The organism is Ovoidimarina sediminis (assembly GCF_032586175.1).
Lineage (GTDB): Bacteria > Pseudomonadota > Alphaproteobacteria > Rhodobacterales > Rhodobacteraceae > Ovoidimarina > Ovoidimarina sediminis.
Genome location: NZ_JAWHTE010000001.1, coordinates 546,260 through 562,720 on the forward strand (window position 1 = coordinate 546,260; position 16,461 = coordinate 562,720).

A 16,461-nucleotide genomic window follows, 5' to 3' on the forward strand; every position below is an offset into this window, starting at 1 on the left:
GGCCACCGCCCTACTTCAACCGCGCGACATAGCGCGCCACGTCGCTGTCATACCATGTGCGCGAGTATTCCACCGCGCGCCCGTCCTGATCGAACGCGCGGCGCTCGACGAAACCGCAAGGCTTGCCCGGCCCGGGGCCGAAGGGCGGCGCAGACCATTCGGGCGCAGGCGCGATCCCCACCCGGTCCTCCGCCCGTCCGATCCAGAAGCCAAGGCTCGTGCGGTAGAAATAATAAAGCGACTCGCTCAGCGCCTCGGCCTGAAGCCGCCGGGCCCGGTCGCCGTCAAGCCAGATTTCTTCCAGCGCTGCAGGCGTCCCCCCCAGCCGCCGCAGCCGCCGGATCCGGTGCGCCTTGGGCGCCGGCCCGAACTCCGGCGCATCCTCGGGCTTCGCCACCAGATCGACCGAGATCAGTTCCGCCGTCGGAAGGCCCACGCCTCCCACCAGCTCCAGCCGGAAAAGCGCATAGACGCCCGTGGCCTCCGCCCCCGCCTTCACGTAATTTCCAGATCCCTGAACCCGGTCCAGAAGCCCCCGGTCCTCCAGATCGCTCAGGGCCTTTCTCAGCGTGCCAACGCTCAGCCCCAGGCTCGCCGCCATCTTCCGCTCCGGCGGCAGGCGCTCGCCCTCGATCAGGCGGCCCGCCGCAATCTCCCGCGTCAGCATTTCGGCGGTCTGCACGTATTTGGGAAGTGCATGCGGGTCGGTCATCTCACGCCGCTGGCAAAATTGATCTACCATTGATCTACACGCGCCGAGATGTTACGCAAGAAAAATCTGCCGCCACGGAATGGCGGCGCCGGAGGCCCGTATGGAATGAGCCGTCGCAGACTCATCACCACGCCCCGCGCGGCCCGTCCCGCGCCCGGCCCCGGCACGAAAATCCGCATTGATCTTTACACCGCCGCCCTAGGTCGAAAGGTTCGCTGAAGATGCCGGATGGAGGGTTCATGGGCGCCAGAGACATCACACCGTCGGATATGACGGCGCGGGAATTCCGCGATGCGCTCGGCCGCTATGCCACCGGCGTCACTGTCGTGACCACCTCAACACCCCTGGGGCCCCTCGGAATCACCGCCAACAGCTTCGCCAGCGTCTCGCTCGATCCGCCGCTCGTGCTCTGGTCGCCCGCCCGCGCCTCGCGGCGCTTCGCGGCCTTCGCGGATGCCGATCACTACGCGATCCACGTCCTCGGGGCCGAGCAGATGGATATCTGCCGCCGCTTCTCGACGGACGGGCTCGATTTCGCCGGGCTCGACTGGGCGGAAAACGCGCAGGGCGTGCCGCTTATCTCCGGCTGCCTCGCGCAGTTCGAATGCGAACGCACGGCGGTGCACGAGGGCGGCGACCACCTGATCGTGGTCGGCCGCGTCCTCGCATTCGCCCATCGCCCCGGCGCGCCGCTGGTTTTCTCGGGCGGCGCATACGGCGGGTTTACAGGCGCATCATAAGCGCCGAAGGTGATCGAAACTCCGGATCCAACCGGAGAGACAGAACAGGGAGGGAGGGCGCCCATGATCGGTGTTCTCAAGGGAATCCTGATGCCGTTCCAGGTCTGGAACGACGTCGTCCTCAGGATCGGGCGCGGCATCGCGATCGTTGCCATAGCCATGATGGTGCTGGCGATCCTGATCCAGGTGTTCTTCCGCTACGTGCTGAACAACGCCCTGCCATGGCCCGACGAGGCCGCACGCTTCATGATGCTCTGGATGACGGGCCTCATCGCTCCCACGGGCTTCCGCCGGGGCGGCTTCGTCGCGATCGACATGGTCGTCGTCGCACTGCCAGAGAAGCTCGGCGCACTCCTCTCGCTCCTCCTTCTGGTGATCTCCGCCTTCGTCCTCTACCTCGCGGTCCAGATCGGCTGGGGCGAGGTCACGGGCTTCGGCGGCAAATTCGCCACCGCCTCGCTCTGGCTGCCGTTCAACTTCGGCGGCGCCGGGCCATTGGGCTTTGAGTGGGGGTGGGAAAAAATCCCCCGCTCCTGGATGATGGCCTCGCTGCTCCTGGGCGTCGTCCTCCTCCTCATCGTGAATATCGAGCTTCTGATCCGCGCCCTGATCCAGCTTCTGGGCGGCGGCGATCAGATCAGGCCCGTTCCCGACAACGTCGAAGAAATCATGGCGGAGTGACGATATGCTGATCTGGTTCCTCCCGCTCTTCCTGCTCTTCCTCCTCATTGGCCTGCCGGTCTTCTTCGGCCTCCTCGCGGCCCCCGGCCTCCTTCTCTGGCTCAACGGCCAGGAGCGCGACATCACGCTTCTCTACCGCAACGTCTACAACGGGATGGACAGCTTCCCGCTGATGGCCATCCCCTTCTTCATGCTCGCGGGCGAGATGATGAACCGCGGCGGCATCACCATCCGGCTCGTAGAGTTCTCCCAGGCGCTGATGGGCCACCTCCGGGGCGGCCTCGCCCATGTGAACGTGCTCTCCTCGATCCTCTTCGCAGGGCTCTCGGGCTCGGCGGTCGCCGATACCTCGGCCCTTGGCTCGATGCTGATCCCGGCGATGGAAAAGCAGGGCTACACCCGCCGCTTCGCCGCCGCCATCACGGCCGCCTCCTCGGTCATCGGGCCGATCATCCCGCCTTCGGGCATCATGATCATCTACGCCTATGTCATGGGCGAAAGCGTGGCCGCGCTTTTCCTCGCGGGCATCGTGCCGGGCATCATGGTGGGCATCGGCCTCATGCTCATGGTCCGCCTCATGGCCGACCGCTACGACCTTCCGAAGGCCGAACGCATCGTCCGCAAGGATCAAAAGCTTTCTGGCATCGAATACTGGTCCTCCCTGATCCTCCTTCGCCTCAACCTGGGCTACGTGATCTATGCGGCCTTCTCGGCTTCCACCGGGCTCGGCGGCGAAGGCAGTTCGACGGCGGTCGTCCTCGTGACCTTCCTCGTCGCCCTCGTCGCGGCGCACTTCCTGCTCATCGGCATCCGTGGGCGCGTCAGTCACGATTTCCGCATGGTCTGCAAGCGCGCCGTAGTGCCGCTGCAAACGCCGATCCTGATCCTGGGCGGCATCCTCCTCGGCATCTTCACGCCCACGGAAGCCGCCGCCGTTGCGGTGTTCTACGCCCTCGTCGTGGCCTTCTTCATCCTGCGCACGATGCGGCTCGCTGACCTGCCGGAAGTCCTCTCCCGCGCCGCCCTCACCTCCGCCGTCGTCCTCCTCCTCGTCGGCGCGGCGATGGCCTTCAAGACGGTCGTCTCCCTCTCCTACGCTCCCCAGATCCTCGCAGAGTTCATCCTGTCCCTGTCCGAGAACCCGCTGATCCTCCTCTTCCTGATCAACCTGCTTCTCTTCATCGTCGGCATGTTCCTCGACGCGGGCCCCGCGATCATCATCCTCGGGCCGATCCTCGGGCCGATCTTCGTCGATCTGGGCGTCCACCCGGTGCATTTCGCGATCATCATGAGCGTGAACCTCACCGTCGGCCTCGCGACACCGCCAATGGGCCTCGTCCTCTTCGTCGCCTCGTCGGTCTCCAAGGAAAAGGTCGAGACGATTTCCAAGGCGATCCTGCCTTTCCTCGCGGTCGAGGTGATCGTGATCTTCCTGATCACCTACATCCCGGCCATTTCCATGACGATCCCGCGCCTGACCGGGTTCGTGAATTGACCAAGCCAGTACAAATAACTCCAGGGAGGTACTAAAACGTGCTGAAAACACTCACCAAATCGCTGATGGTTGCATCCATCCTCGCGTCCGCGCCCTTGGCGGCCGCCTGGGCCGGCAGCCACGCGATCAACCTGCGCGCCACGGCGAACTCGAACGAGAACGACGAGGATTACGACGGCCTCGTCGTGTTCAAGAACTACGTCGAACAGGCCTCGAACGGCGCGATCACCGTCGAACTCTTCATCGGTACACAGCTCTGCTCGAACGGCGCGGAATGCCTGCAGGGCGTCGCCGACGGCTCGATCGACATCTACATCTCCACCTCCGGCGGCGCGTCCGGCATCTTCCCCTTCGTCCAGGTGCTCGACCTGCCCTACCTGATGGCGGATGACCGGGTGGCCGAGAAGGTGCTCGAAAACGACACCGAGTTCATGAAGACCATGAAGCAGAAGGTGCTCGAAAACAGCCAGGGCTCGATCCGCCTGATGACCGTCGGCAACACCGGCGGCTGGCGCAACTTCGCCAACACCAAGCGCCGCGTCGCCTCGCCGTCCGACATGGAAGGGCTGAAGATCCGCACCGTGGTCGCCGACCTGCCGCAGGAACTCGTGCGCGCCCTCGGCGCCTCGCCCACCCCGATCCCTTGGCCGGAACTCTTCACCTCGTTCCAGACCGGCGTCGTCGAAGGCTCCAAGAACGGCATCACCGACATCATGGGCATGAAGTTCCCCGATGCGGGCCTGCAATACGTAACGCTCGACGGCCACGCCTACATGGGCGCGCTCTGGTTCATGAACAACGAACAGTTCTCGGGCCTCTCGGATGACCTGAAGCGCGTGGTGATCGACGGCTTCTACCAGCTGCAGCAGGCCACCTTCGCCTCGCCGAAGCGGAAGTCGATCCAGGCTTATCAGGATTTCGCCGCGGGCGGCGGGGATCTCTACGTGCCGACGCCAGATGAAAAGGCGGCGTTCAAGGAAGCCGCGGCGCCGGTGTTCGACTGGTTCCAGTCGAACGTCGATGGCGGCGGGGATGTCTACAACGCGCTCCTCGCGTCGGTCGAGGAAGCCGAGGCCGAAATCGCCGCCGAACGCGGCTCCGATCTCGAGTAACCGAACCCCTCCGCGCCCCACCCGGGGCGCGGAGCACCCCGGCACGGTAGGTCGCCCTGAAGAGCCGTGCCAGCGCATGCCCGTGGGATGGCGCTGCCAACACCTCCACGACACGCTTTATGGTGCAAGCCCGCACACGCTCGATCAGCAAGGCTTCTTCTCAAAAAGCGCCTGCCCGCCGGGACGGGCATGCACTGGCACGGCGGGGCTGATGCCCCTTGAGTCCGTGCCAAACTCTACCGTTCCAGCACCAGCGTCCCGTCCGAAATCTCCAGCCGGTCGAACCGCTGCAGATACCGCATCCCGAGAAGCGACTTGTCCATCTCGCCCTCGTTCACCACCGCACCCACGTTCCGGTCGGCAACCCCGCCAAGCCGCACGCGGTCAAGCGATACGCGCGCCGTCCGCACCATGCCGTTCGCCGTTCCCGCCAGCCCGCCATATCTCAGCGCATCCGTATCGATCCCCAGCCGCTCCGCATCCTCGCGCGTCAGCACGATATCCGTGGCCCCGGTATCGACGACGAAATCCACGTCCCGCCCGTTCACCTCGATCGTCAGATAATAATGCCCGTCGAACGCCCGCGGCGCCTCGATCCGCGATCCGCCCTCCAGCACAAGCTGCCGCGGCGCCACGTCCTTCCGGATATCTTCCCACAGGCCATAAGCCCCGATCACGCCGAGAAACAGGAACGCCCAGACAAGCAGCCGCTTCAGGAAAACACTCAGCCCCCGCCGGCTTTCGGCCATCGCCCAACCGGCCACGGCGAAGCCCAGAAGGCCAAGGTAAAACAGGCGCGCGATCTCGTCTCCGGTCATGGGAAAGAGATAGGCATCACCGCGCGCGGGCGAAAGCCCTCTCAGGCCGCGACACCGAAATCGCTCAGCCCATCCAGAACGAACTGCACCGAAAGCGCCGCCAGAAGCATCCCCAGAAGCCGCGTGACCACGTTGATCCCGGTCGGGCCGAGGAGGCGTTCAAGAAGCCCCGAGGCCAGAAACAGCACCAGACAGATCAGCACGACACCCGCCATCACCCCGTAAACGGCCAGCGCCCATTGCAGGTCCGCCCCGGGCCGCGAGGTCAGCAGGATCATCGTCGCAATCGCCCCCGGCCCCGCGATCAGAGGCGTCGCCAGCGGAAAGACCGACGGATCGTCGGCCTTCGCCCTCTGATCGCCCCGCCGCTTTGTGCGCCGCTCGAACAGCATGTCGAGCGCGGTCAGAAACAGAAGGATGCCGCCTGCGATCCGGAACGCGGGCATCGAGATGCCGACGAATTCCAGCACCGCCTCGCCCGCCAGCCCGAAGACCAGAAGGATCCCGAACCCGATCAGGCAGGCCCGGAACGCCACGGCCCGGCGATGGGCGAAATCCTCCCCCGCCGTCAGCGCCACGAACACCGGCGCCAGCCCGACGGGGTCGATCACGACAAACAGCGTGACGAAGGCGGTGATAAGCGCGGCGGTATCCATCCGCACGACTGACCACGGGGCATGGGGAATGGCAAGGGGTGGCACTGACCCGGAACATGGGCGCCGCCCGGGGTAAAACCTGCTGATCCCCCTTCGACTGCCCGGCGACGGCGCCGTATCCATGAGGTCCCGGATCAAGTCCGGGACGGCGAAACCGGGGCCGCCCCGGACTTGATCCGGGGCCTCACGCCATTCACCCCTCCGCCGCCTCCAGCCGCTCCACGGCCCGCTCCCACAAGCCCTCTGCCCTCAGAAGCGCCTCTTCCACCTCGGCGAACTTCTTCTGCCAGCGCTCCATATCCCCCACCCGCTCCGGCGCATAAAGCCCCGGATCGGCGAGCTTTTCCTGGATCTGCGCCCGCATCCCCTCCAGCTTCTCCACCCGCGCCTCGCAGGTCCGCACATCCGCCCGCAGCTCCAGTACCTTCTCACGCGGGGGCCGCGCAGGCTTCGCCGGTTTCGGCCCCTCGCCCTTCGGCGCCGGCTCCGCCAGAAGGTCCCGCCGATAGCTGTCCAGATCCCCCTCATAGGGCCTGACCCGCCCGTCCTTCACCAGCCACAGCCGGTCCGCCACCAGCGACAGAAGGTGCATGTCGTGGCTCACGATCACCACCGCCCCCGAATAGGCCGTCAGCGCCTCCACCAGCGCCTCCCGGCTCTCCATGTCCAAGTGGTTCGTCGGTTCGTCTAGCACCAGAAGATGCGGCGCATCGAGCGTGGCCAGCAACAGCGAAAGCCGCGCCTTCTGCCCGCCCGACAGCCGGCCCGCCACCGTCTCCGCCTGCTCCGCCCCGATCCCGAAGCCGCCCAGCCGCGCCCTCAGCTTCGCGGGGGCCTCCTCGGGCCTCAGCCGCCTGATATGGTCAATCGGCGTCTCGTCGGCGTGAAGCTCGTCCAGCTGATGCTGCGCGAAATAGCCGATCCTCAGCTTCCGCGCCCGCGTCACCCGCCCGCCCATGGGCTGAAGCTTGCCGGTCAGAAGCTTCGACAGCGTCGATTTCCCCTCGCCGTTCTTGCCCAGAAGCGCGATCCGGTCGTCCTGGTCGATCCGAAGGCTCAGCTTCGACAGAACCGTCGTCTCCCCATAACCCACCGACGCGCTTTCCATCGCGATGATCGGCGGCGACAGTTCCTCGGGCTCGGGAAAGCGGAACGCCCGAAGCGCGGCTTCCGACGGCAACGTGATCGGCTTCAGCCGCGCGATCATCTTGAGCCGCGACTGCGCCTGCCGCGCCTTCGTCGCCTTGTAGCGGAACCGGTCGACATAAGATTGCAGATGCGCCCGCCGCGCCTCCTGCTTCTTCATCTCGCCCTCGGCCACCGCCAGCCGCGCCGCCCGCACATCCGCGAAAGTGTCGTAATTGCCCTGGTAGAGCGTCAGCTTCCGGTCCTCGAGATGCAGGATCGCCCCCACGGCCCGGTTCAGAAGCCCACGGTCATGACTGATCACGATCACCGTATGGGGATAGCGCGCAAGATAGCTTTCCAGCCAAACCGCCCCTTCCAGATCGAGGTAGTTCGTCGGCTCGTCGAGCAGAAGAAGATCGGGCGCCGCGAACAGAACGCCGGCCAGCGCCACCCGCATCCGCCACCCGCCCGAGAAGGCCGAACAGGGCATCCCCTGCTCGGCTTCCGAAAAGCCCAGGCCCTTCAGAATCGTCGCCGCCCGCGCCTCGGCCGACCAGGCGTCGATATCCTGAAGCCGCGCCTGCACCTCGGCGATCCGGTGCGCATCGGTTGCGGTTTCGGCTTCGGCCATCAGCGCCGCCCGTTCCCCGTCCGCCGCCAGCACGGTGTCGAGAAGCGAGGTCTCCGACGCCGGCACTTCCTGGTCCACGCCGCCGATCCGCGCGCCCTTCGGCACGCTGATCTGCCCGGCCTCCAGCGGCAACTCGCCCCGGATCAGCCGGAACAGCGTCGTCTTCCCCGTCCCGTTCCGTCCGACGAGTCCCACCTTGTGCCCATCGGGAATAACGGCAGACGCCCCCTCGATCAGGGGACGGCCCGCCACCGCATAGGATATGCCTTCAATCTTCAGCATCCCGCGCGGTGTGAACGCTCATTCGCGGCTTTTCAAGGTTCAAACCCCATGTTAACCCCCGCGCAAATCCATTCCGAGGCACGAGGACGACCATGGCCACCGAACGCACCCTTTCGATCATCAAACCCGATGCGACGAACCGCAACCTGACCGGCAAGATCAACGCCAAGTTCGAAGAGGCGGGGCTCCGCATCATCGCGCAAAAGCGGATCCAGCTGACGAAGGCCCAGGCGGGCGAATTCTACAAGGTCCATGCCGAGCGTCCGTTCTATGACGAACTCTGCGAATTCATGGCCTCTGCCCCCGTCGTGGTGCAGGTGCTCGAAGGCGAAGGCGCCATCGCGAAGAACCGCGAAGTCATGGGCGCCACCAACCCCGCCGACGCCGCGCCGGGCACGATCCGCGCCGAATTCGCCGAAAGCGTCGGCGAGAACTCGGTCCACGGCTCCGACGCCCCCGAAACGGCGGCCGTCGAAATCGCCTATTTCTTCTCGGGCCTCGAACTCGTCGGGTGACCGAAACGCGGACAGTCACGGGCCGATGCCTCTGCGGGGGCGTCGGCTGGACTGCCACTGGCGCCCTGACGCCGCTCAGCCACTGCCACTGCTCGATGTGCCGCAAGGCCCATGGCGCGGCTTTCGCCACCTACACCCAATGCGCGGAAGACGATCTGACATGGTCGGGTGACCCGGCGCTGATCGCCGACCATCGCTCCTCCGAAGACGTCAACCGCCGCTTCTGCCGCCAATGCGGCAGCACGCTCCCGGGCACGATCCTGTCCAACGGCCAGATGTTCCTTCCCATGGGTGCGCACGAGAACGGCTCCGGCCTCTCGGGCGGCGAACATATCTTCACCGCCGCGAAACTCCCCTGGCTCGAGATCGGCGACAGGCTTCCGCAGCACGATGCCTATCCCGCGGCGGACAGCAACTTCAAAACCTACGATCCCGCGCCCCCGCCCGAAACCGATCTCCCGGGTCTCAGGGGAAGCTGCCTCTGCGGCACCGTCCGCTTCGTCGTCCGGGCAGAGTTCAGCGCGATCCACAACTGCCACTGCACCCGCTGCCGCCGCACCCGCGGCGCGGCCTTCACGACGAACGGCTTCGTCCCAGACGACGCGGTGACCTTCCTTTCAGGCGCCGATCACGTCCGGCGCTACAACCTCCCCGGCGCAAAGGTTTTCGCCGCCTGCTTCTGCGATATCTGCGGCGGCGGCGTCGCCCGGATCGACGGCTTCCGGGGCCTCGCCAACATCCCCATGGCCGTCCTCGACGATCCCGCCCCCCGCGGCCCCGACGATCACATCTTCACAGGCTCCAAGGCCGACTGGTGGGAAATCCCCGACGATCTGCCCCGCTTTTCCGAAGCGCCCGGCTGATCCCACCGCACGTCGGCGCTACGCCGCCTTTGGCCAGACCTGCCGCCTTCATGCCCAATTCTCGCCAGGTTACTCCTCCAAAAGCGAAACAATCACATGTGCATCCGCCAATTATGCGCGGCTCCTATCGGGACAAAGGAGACTGACATGAAGCCAGAACCAACACCGCTCGGATCGGCCAAGGCGGCCGCTATCGCCAATCCCATCGTAGAAGACGTGACACCGGAACCCTTCACGATCCCGGTCGGCGAAACGCCGGTCGCGGATATCGACCCCCACGAACTCGCCGAAGAGATGGTGGCGGGCGCACCCGATCCTCTGCCGATGCCGCCGGAAGGCGCAGGCGACGCGGCCCCGAATCTCGAAACATTCCCCGGCGGGATGCCCGAGTTCTCTCTCACCGATCTCGTCCCCACCATCGCGGACGAGGCCAACGACGCCAGCGGTCACGAACCCGGAGACACCCCGGGCTTCCTGAGCGAGGTTCTCGGGATCTTCTGAGCCGCGGCGTGCCCCGCGCCTACCCCCGTGCCTCCAGCGGCACGTAGGCCCGGGGCTCCGGCCCGGTGTAAAGCGTCAGCGGGCGGATCAGGATGTTCTGCCGCTCTTGCTCGATGCACTGGATGATCCAGCCGGGCATCCGCCCGATCGCGAAGATCGGCACGTAAAGATCCATCGGGATCCCGTGCAACTGATAGATCACGCCGGAATAGAAATCGACATTCACGTTCAGCCCGTGCCTTGCATAGGGCTTCATCGCCTCCACCACGGCCTGCAGGATCTCGAACCATTCGGGCCGCCCCATCTCGCGGCCAAGCCGTTCCACCCCGTCCCGCATGTGCCGCGCGCGCGGATCCTCCGTGCGGTACACCCGGTGCCCGAACCCGGTCACCGCCTCCCGGTTCGCCCGCTTTGCGGTGACATAGGCGGCGGCGTTCGCGGGCGCGCCGATCTCGTCCACCATCTTCATGACATCCTCCGCCGCCCCGCCATGGGCCGGGCCCGCCAGCGTCGCGATTGCGGCGACAAGCGCTCCGTGCAGGTTGGTTTCCGTCCCCACCGCCACCCGCGCGGCGAAGGCCGAGGCATTGGCCCCATGCTCCGCATGCAGGATGAAATCCACATCCGCCAGCCGCGCGGCATCCGCGCTCGGCCGCGTGCCCTTCAGCATCCACAGCCAGTTCGCCGCGTGCCCAAGCTCGGGATCCGCCGCAATGGGCGCACGTCCCTCGCGCAGCGCGTGATGGGCGGCGATGATCATCGGCACCTGGCTGATCAGGCGAATGCCGTTCTCGACGAAGGCCGCCTCGCCCACCTCCTGGCTCGCGGGCTCCAGTGCCGCCAGCGCCGAAACGCCTGTACGCAGCACATCCATCGGATGCCCCGCCTTCACGGCCTCGATCACGGCATGGATCTCCTCGGGCAGCACCCGCGCCGCCTTAAGCTTGGCGTCGAAACCGGCCAGTTCCTCCGCCGTCGGCAACTCCCCGTGGATCAGAAGGTAACACACCTCCTCGAAACTCGATCGCGTCGCCAGATCGTGGATCGAATAGCCCCGATAGGTCAGCATCCCGGCCTTCCCGTCGATATCGCTTACCTCCGAGCGCTCGAAATAGACGCCCTTCAGGCCCCGTCTGATCTTGACGGCATCGCTCATAGGTCCCCTCCCTTCGTTTTGCGCGGCACAATGGGGGGAAAGCCCGGCGGCGAAAACCCCCGATCCGGCAGGCCCGCGATCCGGGGGCTTCCCAGGCGCCGGTAATCCGCCCTACCATCGTTCCCGTCCCTCACTCCCGAAACGAAAGGCGCCCCCATGAGCCTCGCAGATCAGGTCCCCCTCAACACGGGCTTCCACGCCAAAAGCACGGTCGACGAAGTGCTCGACGGCATCGACCTCACCGGCAAGACCGCCATCGTCACCGGCGGATACAGCGGCATCGGGCTCGAGGCGGTGAAAGGGCTCGCCACCCGCGGTGCCGCCGTCATCGTCCCGGTCCGCTCTCCTGAGAAGGCCGCCGAAACCCTCGCGGGCCTGCCGGGAAAGATCACCACCCTGCCCATGGACCTCGCCGATCTGGGCTCCGTCCGCCGCTTCGCCGACGCGGTGAACGCGGAACAGGGCCGGCTCGACATTCTCATAAACAACGCCGGCATCATGGCCTGCCCCCTCGTCCGGGTCGGGCCGGGCTGGGAATCCCAATTCGGCATTAACCACATGGGCCACTTCGCCCTGACGAAGGCGCTTATGCCGCTGATCGAGGCCACGCCACACGCCCGCGTCATCGCGCTCTCATCGACGGCGCACAAGATCAGCGGCGTCGACTGGGACGACATCCAGTTCGACGAAAGAGATTACGACAAGTGGCGCGCCTACGCGCAGGCCAAGACAGCGAACGCGCTCTTCGCCAATGCGCTGTCCCGGCGGCTCCTCGATAGCGGCGGGCTCGCCTTCTCACTCCATCCCGGCGGCATCTTCACGCCCCTCCAGCGCCACCTGCCGAAGGAAGAGATGATCGCCCTGGGCTGGCTCGACGAAACCGGCGAACCCTCGGAACTGGCGAAGGCGGGCTTCAAGACGCCGGAACAGGGCGCGTCGACGACGGTCTGGGCCGCCACTTCGCCGCTTCTCGAACACCAGCCGGGCGTCTATTGCGAGGATTGCGACATCGCCGCCCCCACCGATCCCGAAAGCCCCATGGCCCGCTACTCCGGCGTCAACGAACATGCCTGCAGCGACGAAGGGGCCGAACGGCTCTGGGAAATCAGCGAACGCCTGCTCGTCGCGGCCTGATCCTAGATCCCCGCGTCCCGCATCAGCCGCGTCATCCGCATCACCCGGCGCGAAAGTGTCTTCGCCGCCGCCCGGTGGAACGCGGCCACGTTCGGGCTACCGCTCCGGTCCAGCGCTTCCAGGTTCAGGCGGATCACCTCGCTTTCCTGGTCCGCCACGATCCAGGCGGTGCGCGCCACCCCGGCGTAATAGGCGATCTCGCCCACCAGCGCGCTCGCCCGGAACGCGGCCACCCGCACCCGCGTGCCCGGACCTGTCTCGATCTCGGCCCTCAGCCCGCCGTCGACGAGGACATACACCTCCTTCGAGGCGCTCCCGGCCACGACCAGTTCCTCCCCGGCCTCAAGCCGAAGCCGCGACACCATCTCGGGCGCCGCCCCGAACTCCCGCTCCAGCGTCTCGGCGGCGGCCAGAAGCTCCTGCCCGCCGGCCCCCGCCCCGGACGCGGCGGCAAGATAGCCGTCTTCCAACGCCTCCAGCAGGTTATCGAGCGGCGTGCTCCACGACACCCCCGCGGGCGGCGCCACGGTCGCGGCGACGCTCTCGGCCACCTCCCCTGCCGCGCCGGTGAAATACAGCTTTGCCCCGCGCGCCTCCGCCGCCTCGCTGATCTTCGCGAGCGACCGGGCAGCAGAGGCATCCACCCCCTCGACCCGCGCGAAATCGAGCACGAGGTGCCGCGGCGGCGGCACATGGCCCAGTTCCGCGCGCGCCAGCCGCAACAGCCGATCCGCCGTGCCGAAAAAGACATAGCCCGTCAGTTCCAGCACCACCGTCTGTTCCCCTTCGGTCAGCAGCACCGCACTCGACGCGTCCGACCGCTCCACCGACGACCGCCGCGTGGCCAACGTCGAACGCAGCCGCACGGGTTCGGTCCGCGCATAGGACAGTACGAAGATCGCCGCCGCCGCCAGCGTCCCGAGGGCGATCGCCGGCAGGAACCCCGCAGTGATCGCCACCGCAAGGATGAAGATCACCGTCAGCCAGTCACGCCCGGTCAGCGCCTTCCGCGCCTCCCAGACCCATGTCATCAGCAGGTCGAACCCCACGAACCCGATCAGAAGCGCCAGAAGCCCGGCGGGGACGTAGGACAGAAGAACCGCCCCGTAGAAGAACACCAGCCACGACATCACCGCCACCGCGAGGCTCGGCAGAACCGGCGGCAGGCGCAGGCGGTGGGCCAGGATTGTCTCCGCCACGATCAGGTAGCCCGGAAGCCCGCCAACGGCCGCGCTCGCCACGTTCGCGCTCCCCGCCGCCACGAGGTTCCGGTCAAGCGAGGATTCCCGCTTCGTCACCGCCTCGATCCCGGAGGTGTTCAGAAGCGCCCCCAGAACGACAAGCCCCGACACGGCCAGTACCGTCGGGCTGTGCCGCAGAAGTTCGCCCCAGTGGATCGCCCCGAACGCCTCGAAATTCAACGCCCCGACAAAGCCCCCCTCATCGAAGGGGCCCAGCAGAAATCCGCGCGCGCCCGCCTCCTCCAGCGACACCCCCGTGATCCAGAGCGCGGCATAGAACAGCGCCAGCACGGTCAGGAAACACACCGGCAGAAACAGGTCCGACAACCAGATGCGCGACAGCAGCGTCATCGCCGCCGCCGCCAGGATCCACGGCACCCAGAGGATCGGATCCGCCCCACCCAGAACCTCGCGCACCGTCCAAAACGACAGGCCCTCGCCCACCGCGATCCCGATCGCGCCGATCACCAGAAGATACCCGGTCGCCGCCAGGAACCCCGCGATCACCGTGTAGGGCACGAACCGCGCAAGCGACGCCAGCCGCGCGGCCCCAAGCCCGAGGCAGACAAGTCCCGCCACCACCGCTGACACTGCGACAAGCGCGGCCACCGTCGCGAAGGCATCGCTCCCGGTCCCATGTTCCAGGCTGATCGCCAGCGCCGACGCGCCCAGAAGCACGGCCGTCGCATCCTGCGGCTGACAGATCATCGTCCGGTCGGAATAGATCAGCACCGCGACGAGGCTCATCACCCCGCTCCCGATCAGCGCCAGCGCGATCCCCGCCTGCAAATGCGCGCCCAGCGCTCCGCCATAGACCAGCGCGGCAAAGGAAATCGTGAAGACGGGGGAAAGGCCGGCGACAAGGAATAGCCCGGCCCCTCCGCGCACCAGCGCGGCCAGGCCGTTTTCGCCCCTCCCTGTGGTGCCAACCTCTCCCTGAGAGTGTGAGACCATTTCCGCAAGTACCGCCGTTTCTCTTTGAGGTGCAAGGATTTTCGCCGGGCACTCGGGGGGGCCTAAAGCGGCCAGATCACCGGGATCAGGGCCGAGGCCAGAAGCCCCACGCTCAGATTCAGCGGAACCCCCACCTTCAGGAAATCGGTGAACCGGTACCCGCCTGGCCCATAGACCAGCATGTTCGTCTGATAGCCGATGGGCGTGGCGAAACTCGCGCTCGCCGCCACCATCACCGCGATCACAAGAGGGCGGGGATCGATCCCAAGCGCCGTGGCCAGCCCGATGGCGATCGGCGTCACCACAACCGCCACCGCGTTGTTCGATACAAGCTCCGTCAGGATCGAGGTCAGAAGATAGATCGACCAGACCAATACGAAAGGCGGCAGGCCCATCAGATGCGGCGCAGCCGCCTCAACGATCAGCCGCACGGCACCCGAGGCGTCCAGCGCGGCCCCGATCGACAGCATTGCGAAGATCAGCGCCAGAAGCCGGCCGTCCACCACGCCGAATGCCTCGTCGGCATCGATGCAGCGGGTCAGAAACACCACAGCCACCGCGATTACCGCCAGCATCAGGATCGGCGCGACGTTCAGCGCAGCGAGCCCCACGATGGCGAGAAGTGCGAGGATCGCGATCGGCGCATGCTGCCGCCGGTAGGCCCGCGCCGAGGGCTGCGCCACGTCCAGAAGCTGCATGTCGCTCGCCAGCCGCTGGATGTCCTCCGGCGCCCCCTCCAGCAACAGCGTATCGCCCACCTGCACCACAAGGTCGTCAAGCTGCCGCCCGATATTCTGCGACCGCCGGTGCACCGCCAGCGGATAGACACCGTAGCGCCGTCTCAGGCGCAGCGATCCCAGCGACCGCCCCACCATCCGCGCGCCGGGGGTGATCAGCACCTCGACCGTCGTCGTCTCCACCGAACTCAGCTTGTCGACGGATCGCACCGATTTGTTCTGCTGAAGCCCCAGAAGCTCGTCCATCTGCGTCCGCAGCACCACCCGGTCCCCGGGCTCCAGCGTCACGGGCCCGAGGTTCCGCCTCAGCGACGCATCCCCTCTCAGCACATCGATCAGCCGAACCCCGTCGCGCTTGAACAGGTCCACCTCCGTCACCTTCTGGCCGATCAGCGGGCTGTCCTCGGGAATCGCGACCTCGGTGAAGAACTTCATCTTCGCCCGGTTCGACAGAAGGTCGGCCATCGACGACCGCTCCGGCAACAGCCGCCGCCCGAAAACGACCAGATAGATCATCCCCCAGGCCACCAGCACGACGGCCAGCGGCGTCACCTCGAAGATCGTGAAGGGCTCAAGCCCGTTCGCCCGCGCCACCCCGTCGACCAGCAGGTTGGTCGAGGTCCCGATCAGCGTCAGCGTCCCGCCGAGGATCGCCCCGTAACTCAGGGGAATCAGCAACTTGGAAGCGGATGTTGAAAGCCGCCGCGCCAGTTGCACGAACACCGGGATCATCACCACCACGACCGGCGTGTTCGACACGATCGCCGATGACAGGATCACGAAGCCCATCAGAAAGGCGATCGCCGTCTTGGGCCGCACCGCCGCCTGCCGCTCCGCCTGGCCCGTGAACCAGTCGAGGGCCCCGGTCCGCACCAGCGCCCCCATCACGATGAACATCGCGGCAATCGTCCAGGGTGCGGGGTTCGACAGAACCTCCAGCGCCTCCTGATAGGGCAGAATGCCGGTGCCCAGCATCACCGCCGCCCCGCCGATGGCCACCACCTCCGCGGGATACCGCTCGCGCACGAACAGCACGAACATCGCCATCACGACGGCCAGCGCCACGAAGGGCTCAGCGGCAGGAGAAAGAAGCGATCCGGTCATC

Annotated in this window: 15 protein-coding genes; 8 read left to right on the forward strand and 7 right to left on the reverse strand. The window is 66.5% G+C overall.

The genetic code is table 11. The annotated features are described in order from the left end of the window. Positions 1 to 10 precede the first annotated feature (10 nt). Positions 11 to 712, reverse strand: coding sequence for a GntR family transcriptional regulator (locus tag RXV90_RS02690; protein ID WP_316646703.1), 702 nt, complete (start codon positions 710 to 712; stop codon positions 11 to 13). Between the two features lie 239 nt (positions 713 to 951). On the opposite strand from RXV90_RS02690, the gene RXV90_RS02695 reads away from it, so the two are divergent. The 4 genes from RXV90_RS02695 to RXV90_RS02710 all read left to right on the forward strand — a co-directional run bounded on the left by RXV90_RS02695 (position 952) and on the right by RXV90_RS02710 (position 4,740). Next, positions 952 to 1,452 (forward strand): flavin reductase family protein, encoded by a 501-nt coding sequence (locus RXV90_RS02695; RefSeq protein ID WP_316646704.1) that lies wholly within the window; start codon positions 952 to 954, stop codon positions 1,450 to 1,452. A gap of 66 nt (positions 1,453 to 1,518) precedes the next feature. After that, positions 1,519 to 2,133 (forward strand): TRAP transporter small permease, encoded by a 615-nt coding sequence (locus RXV90_RS02700; protein ID WP_410482333.1) that lies wholly within the window; start codon positions 1,519 to 1,521, stop codon positions 2,131 to 2,133. A 4-nt stretch (positions 2,134 to 2,137) separates the two neighbouring features. Further along, complete coding sequence (locus tag RXV90_RS02705; protein ID WP_316646706.1) at positions 2,138 to 3,628, forward strand: TRAP transporter large permease; 1,491 nt, start codon at positions 2,138 to 2,140, stop codon at positions 3,626 to 3,628. A gap of 38 nt (positions 3,629 to 3,666) precedes the next feature. Next, positions 3,667 to 4,740 carry a TRAP transporter substrate-binding protein gene (locus RXV90_RS02710; protein WP_316646707.1) on the forward strand — a complete coding sequence of 358 codons (1,074 nt, stop codon included), beginning with the start codon at positions 3,667 to 3,669 and terminating at the stop codon, positions 4,738 to 4,740. 236 nt (positions 4,741 to 4,976) lie between these two features. Here RXV90_RS02710 and RXV90_RS02715 read toward each other — a convergent pair whose 3' ends face one another. The 3 genes from RXV90_RS02715 to RXV90_RS02725 form a co-directional block, all read right to left on the reverse strand. Next, complete coding sequence (locus tag RXV90_RS02715) at positions 4,977 to 5,558, reverse strand: retropepsin-like aspartic protease family protein (RefSeq protein WP_316646708.1); 582 nt, start codon at positions 5,556 to 5,558, stop codon at positions 4,977 to 4,979. A gap of 41 nt (positions 5,559 to 5,599) precedes the next feature. Continuing rightward, the gene (locus RXV90_RS02720) at positions 5,600 to 6,214 is read right to left on the reverse strand and encodes a MarC family protein (RefSeq protein WP_316646709.1); all 615 of its coding nucleotides are present in this window, start codon (positions 6,212 to 6,214) and stop codon (positions 5,600 to 5,602) included. A gap of 193 nt (positions 6,215 to 6,407) precedes the next feature. After that, positions 6,408 to 8,255 (reverse strand): ABC-F family ATP-binding cassette domain-containing protein, encoded by a 1,848-nt coding sequence (locus tag RXV90_RS02725; protein WP_316646710.1) that lies wholly within the window; start codon positions 8,253 to 8,255, stop codon positions 6,408 to 6,410. A gap of 92 nt (positions 8,256 to 8,347) precedes the next feature. Here RXV90_RS02725 and ndk point away from each other — a divergent pair, with 92 nt between their 5' ends. From ndk to RXV90_RS02740, 3 genes are all read left to right on the forward strand, one after another. After that, complete coding sequence (ndk, locus tag RXV90_RS02730) at positions 8,348 to 8,770, forward strand: nucleoside-diphosphate kinase (protein WP_316646711.1); 423 nt, start codon at positions 8,348 to 8,350, stop codon at positions 8,768 to 8,770. Next, a complete protein-coding gene (locus RXV90_RS02735; RefSeq protein WP_316646712.1) occupies positions 8,767 to 9,633 on the forward strand; it encodes a GFA family protein in 867 nt (288 codons plus the stop codon). The genes ndk and RXV90_RS02735 overlap by 4 nt, the downstream gene beginning before the upstream one ends. 147 nt (positions 9,634 to 9,780) lie before the next feature. Beyond that, on the forward strand, positions 9,781 to 10,134 hold the full coding sequence (locus tag RXV90_RS02740) for a hypothetical protein (RefSeq protein WP_316646713.1): 354 nt from the start codon (positions 9,781 to 9,783) through the stop codon (positions 10,132 to 10,134). A gap of 19 nt (positions 10,135 to 10,153) precedes the next feature. Here RXV90_RS02740 and RXV90_RS02745 read toward each other — a convergent pair whose 3' ends face one another. Next, on the reverse strand, positions 10,154 to 11,290 hold the full coding sequence (locus tag RXV90_RS02745; RefSeq protein ID WP_316646714.1) for a citrate/2-methylcitrate synthase: 1,137 nt from the start codon (positions 11,288 to 11,290) through the stop codon (positions 10,154 to 10,156). Positions 11,291 to 11,446: 156 nt separating this feature from the next. Here RXV90_RS02745 and RXV90_RS02750 point away from each other — a divergent pair, with 156 nt between their 5' ends. After that, complete coding sequence (locus tag RXV90_RS02750; RefSeq protein WP_316646715.1) at positions 11,447 to 12,424, forward strand: oxidoreductase; 978 nt, start codon at positions 11,447 to 11,449, stop codon at positions 12,422 to 12,424. Positions 12,425 to 12,426: 2 nt separating this feature from the next. Here RXV90_RS02750 and RXV90_RS02755 read toward each other — a convergent pair whose 3' ends face one another. Next, on the reverse strand, positions 12,427 to 14,619 hold the full coding sequence (locus RXV90_RS02755; RefSeq protein ID WP_316646716.1) for a SulP family inorganic anion transporter: 2,193 nt from the start codon (positions 14,617 to 14,619) through the stop codon (positions 12,427 to 12,429). A gap of 62 nt (positions 14,620 to 14,681) precedes the next feature. After that, positions 14,682 to 16,460: an SLC13 family permease gene (locus RXV90_RS02760; RefSeq protein ID WP_410482334.1), complete on the reverse strand. Its 1,779-nt coding sequence runs from the start codon at positions 16,458 to 16,460 to the stop codon at positions 14,682 to 14,684. Between the last annotated feature and the right edge of the window lies 1 nt (position 16,461).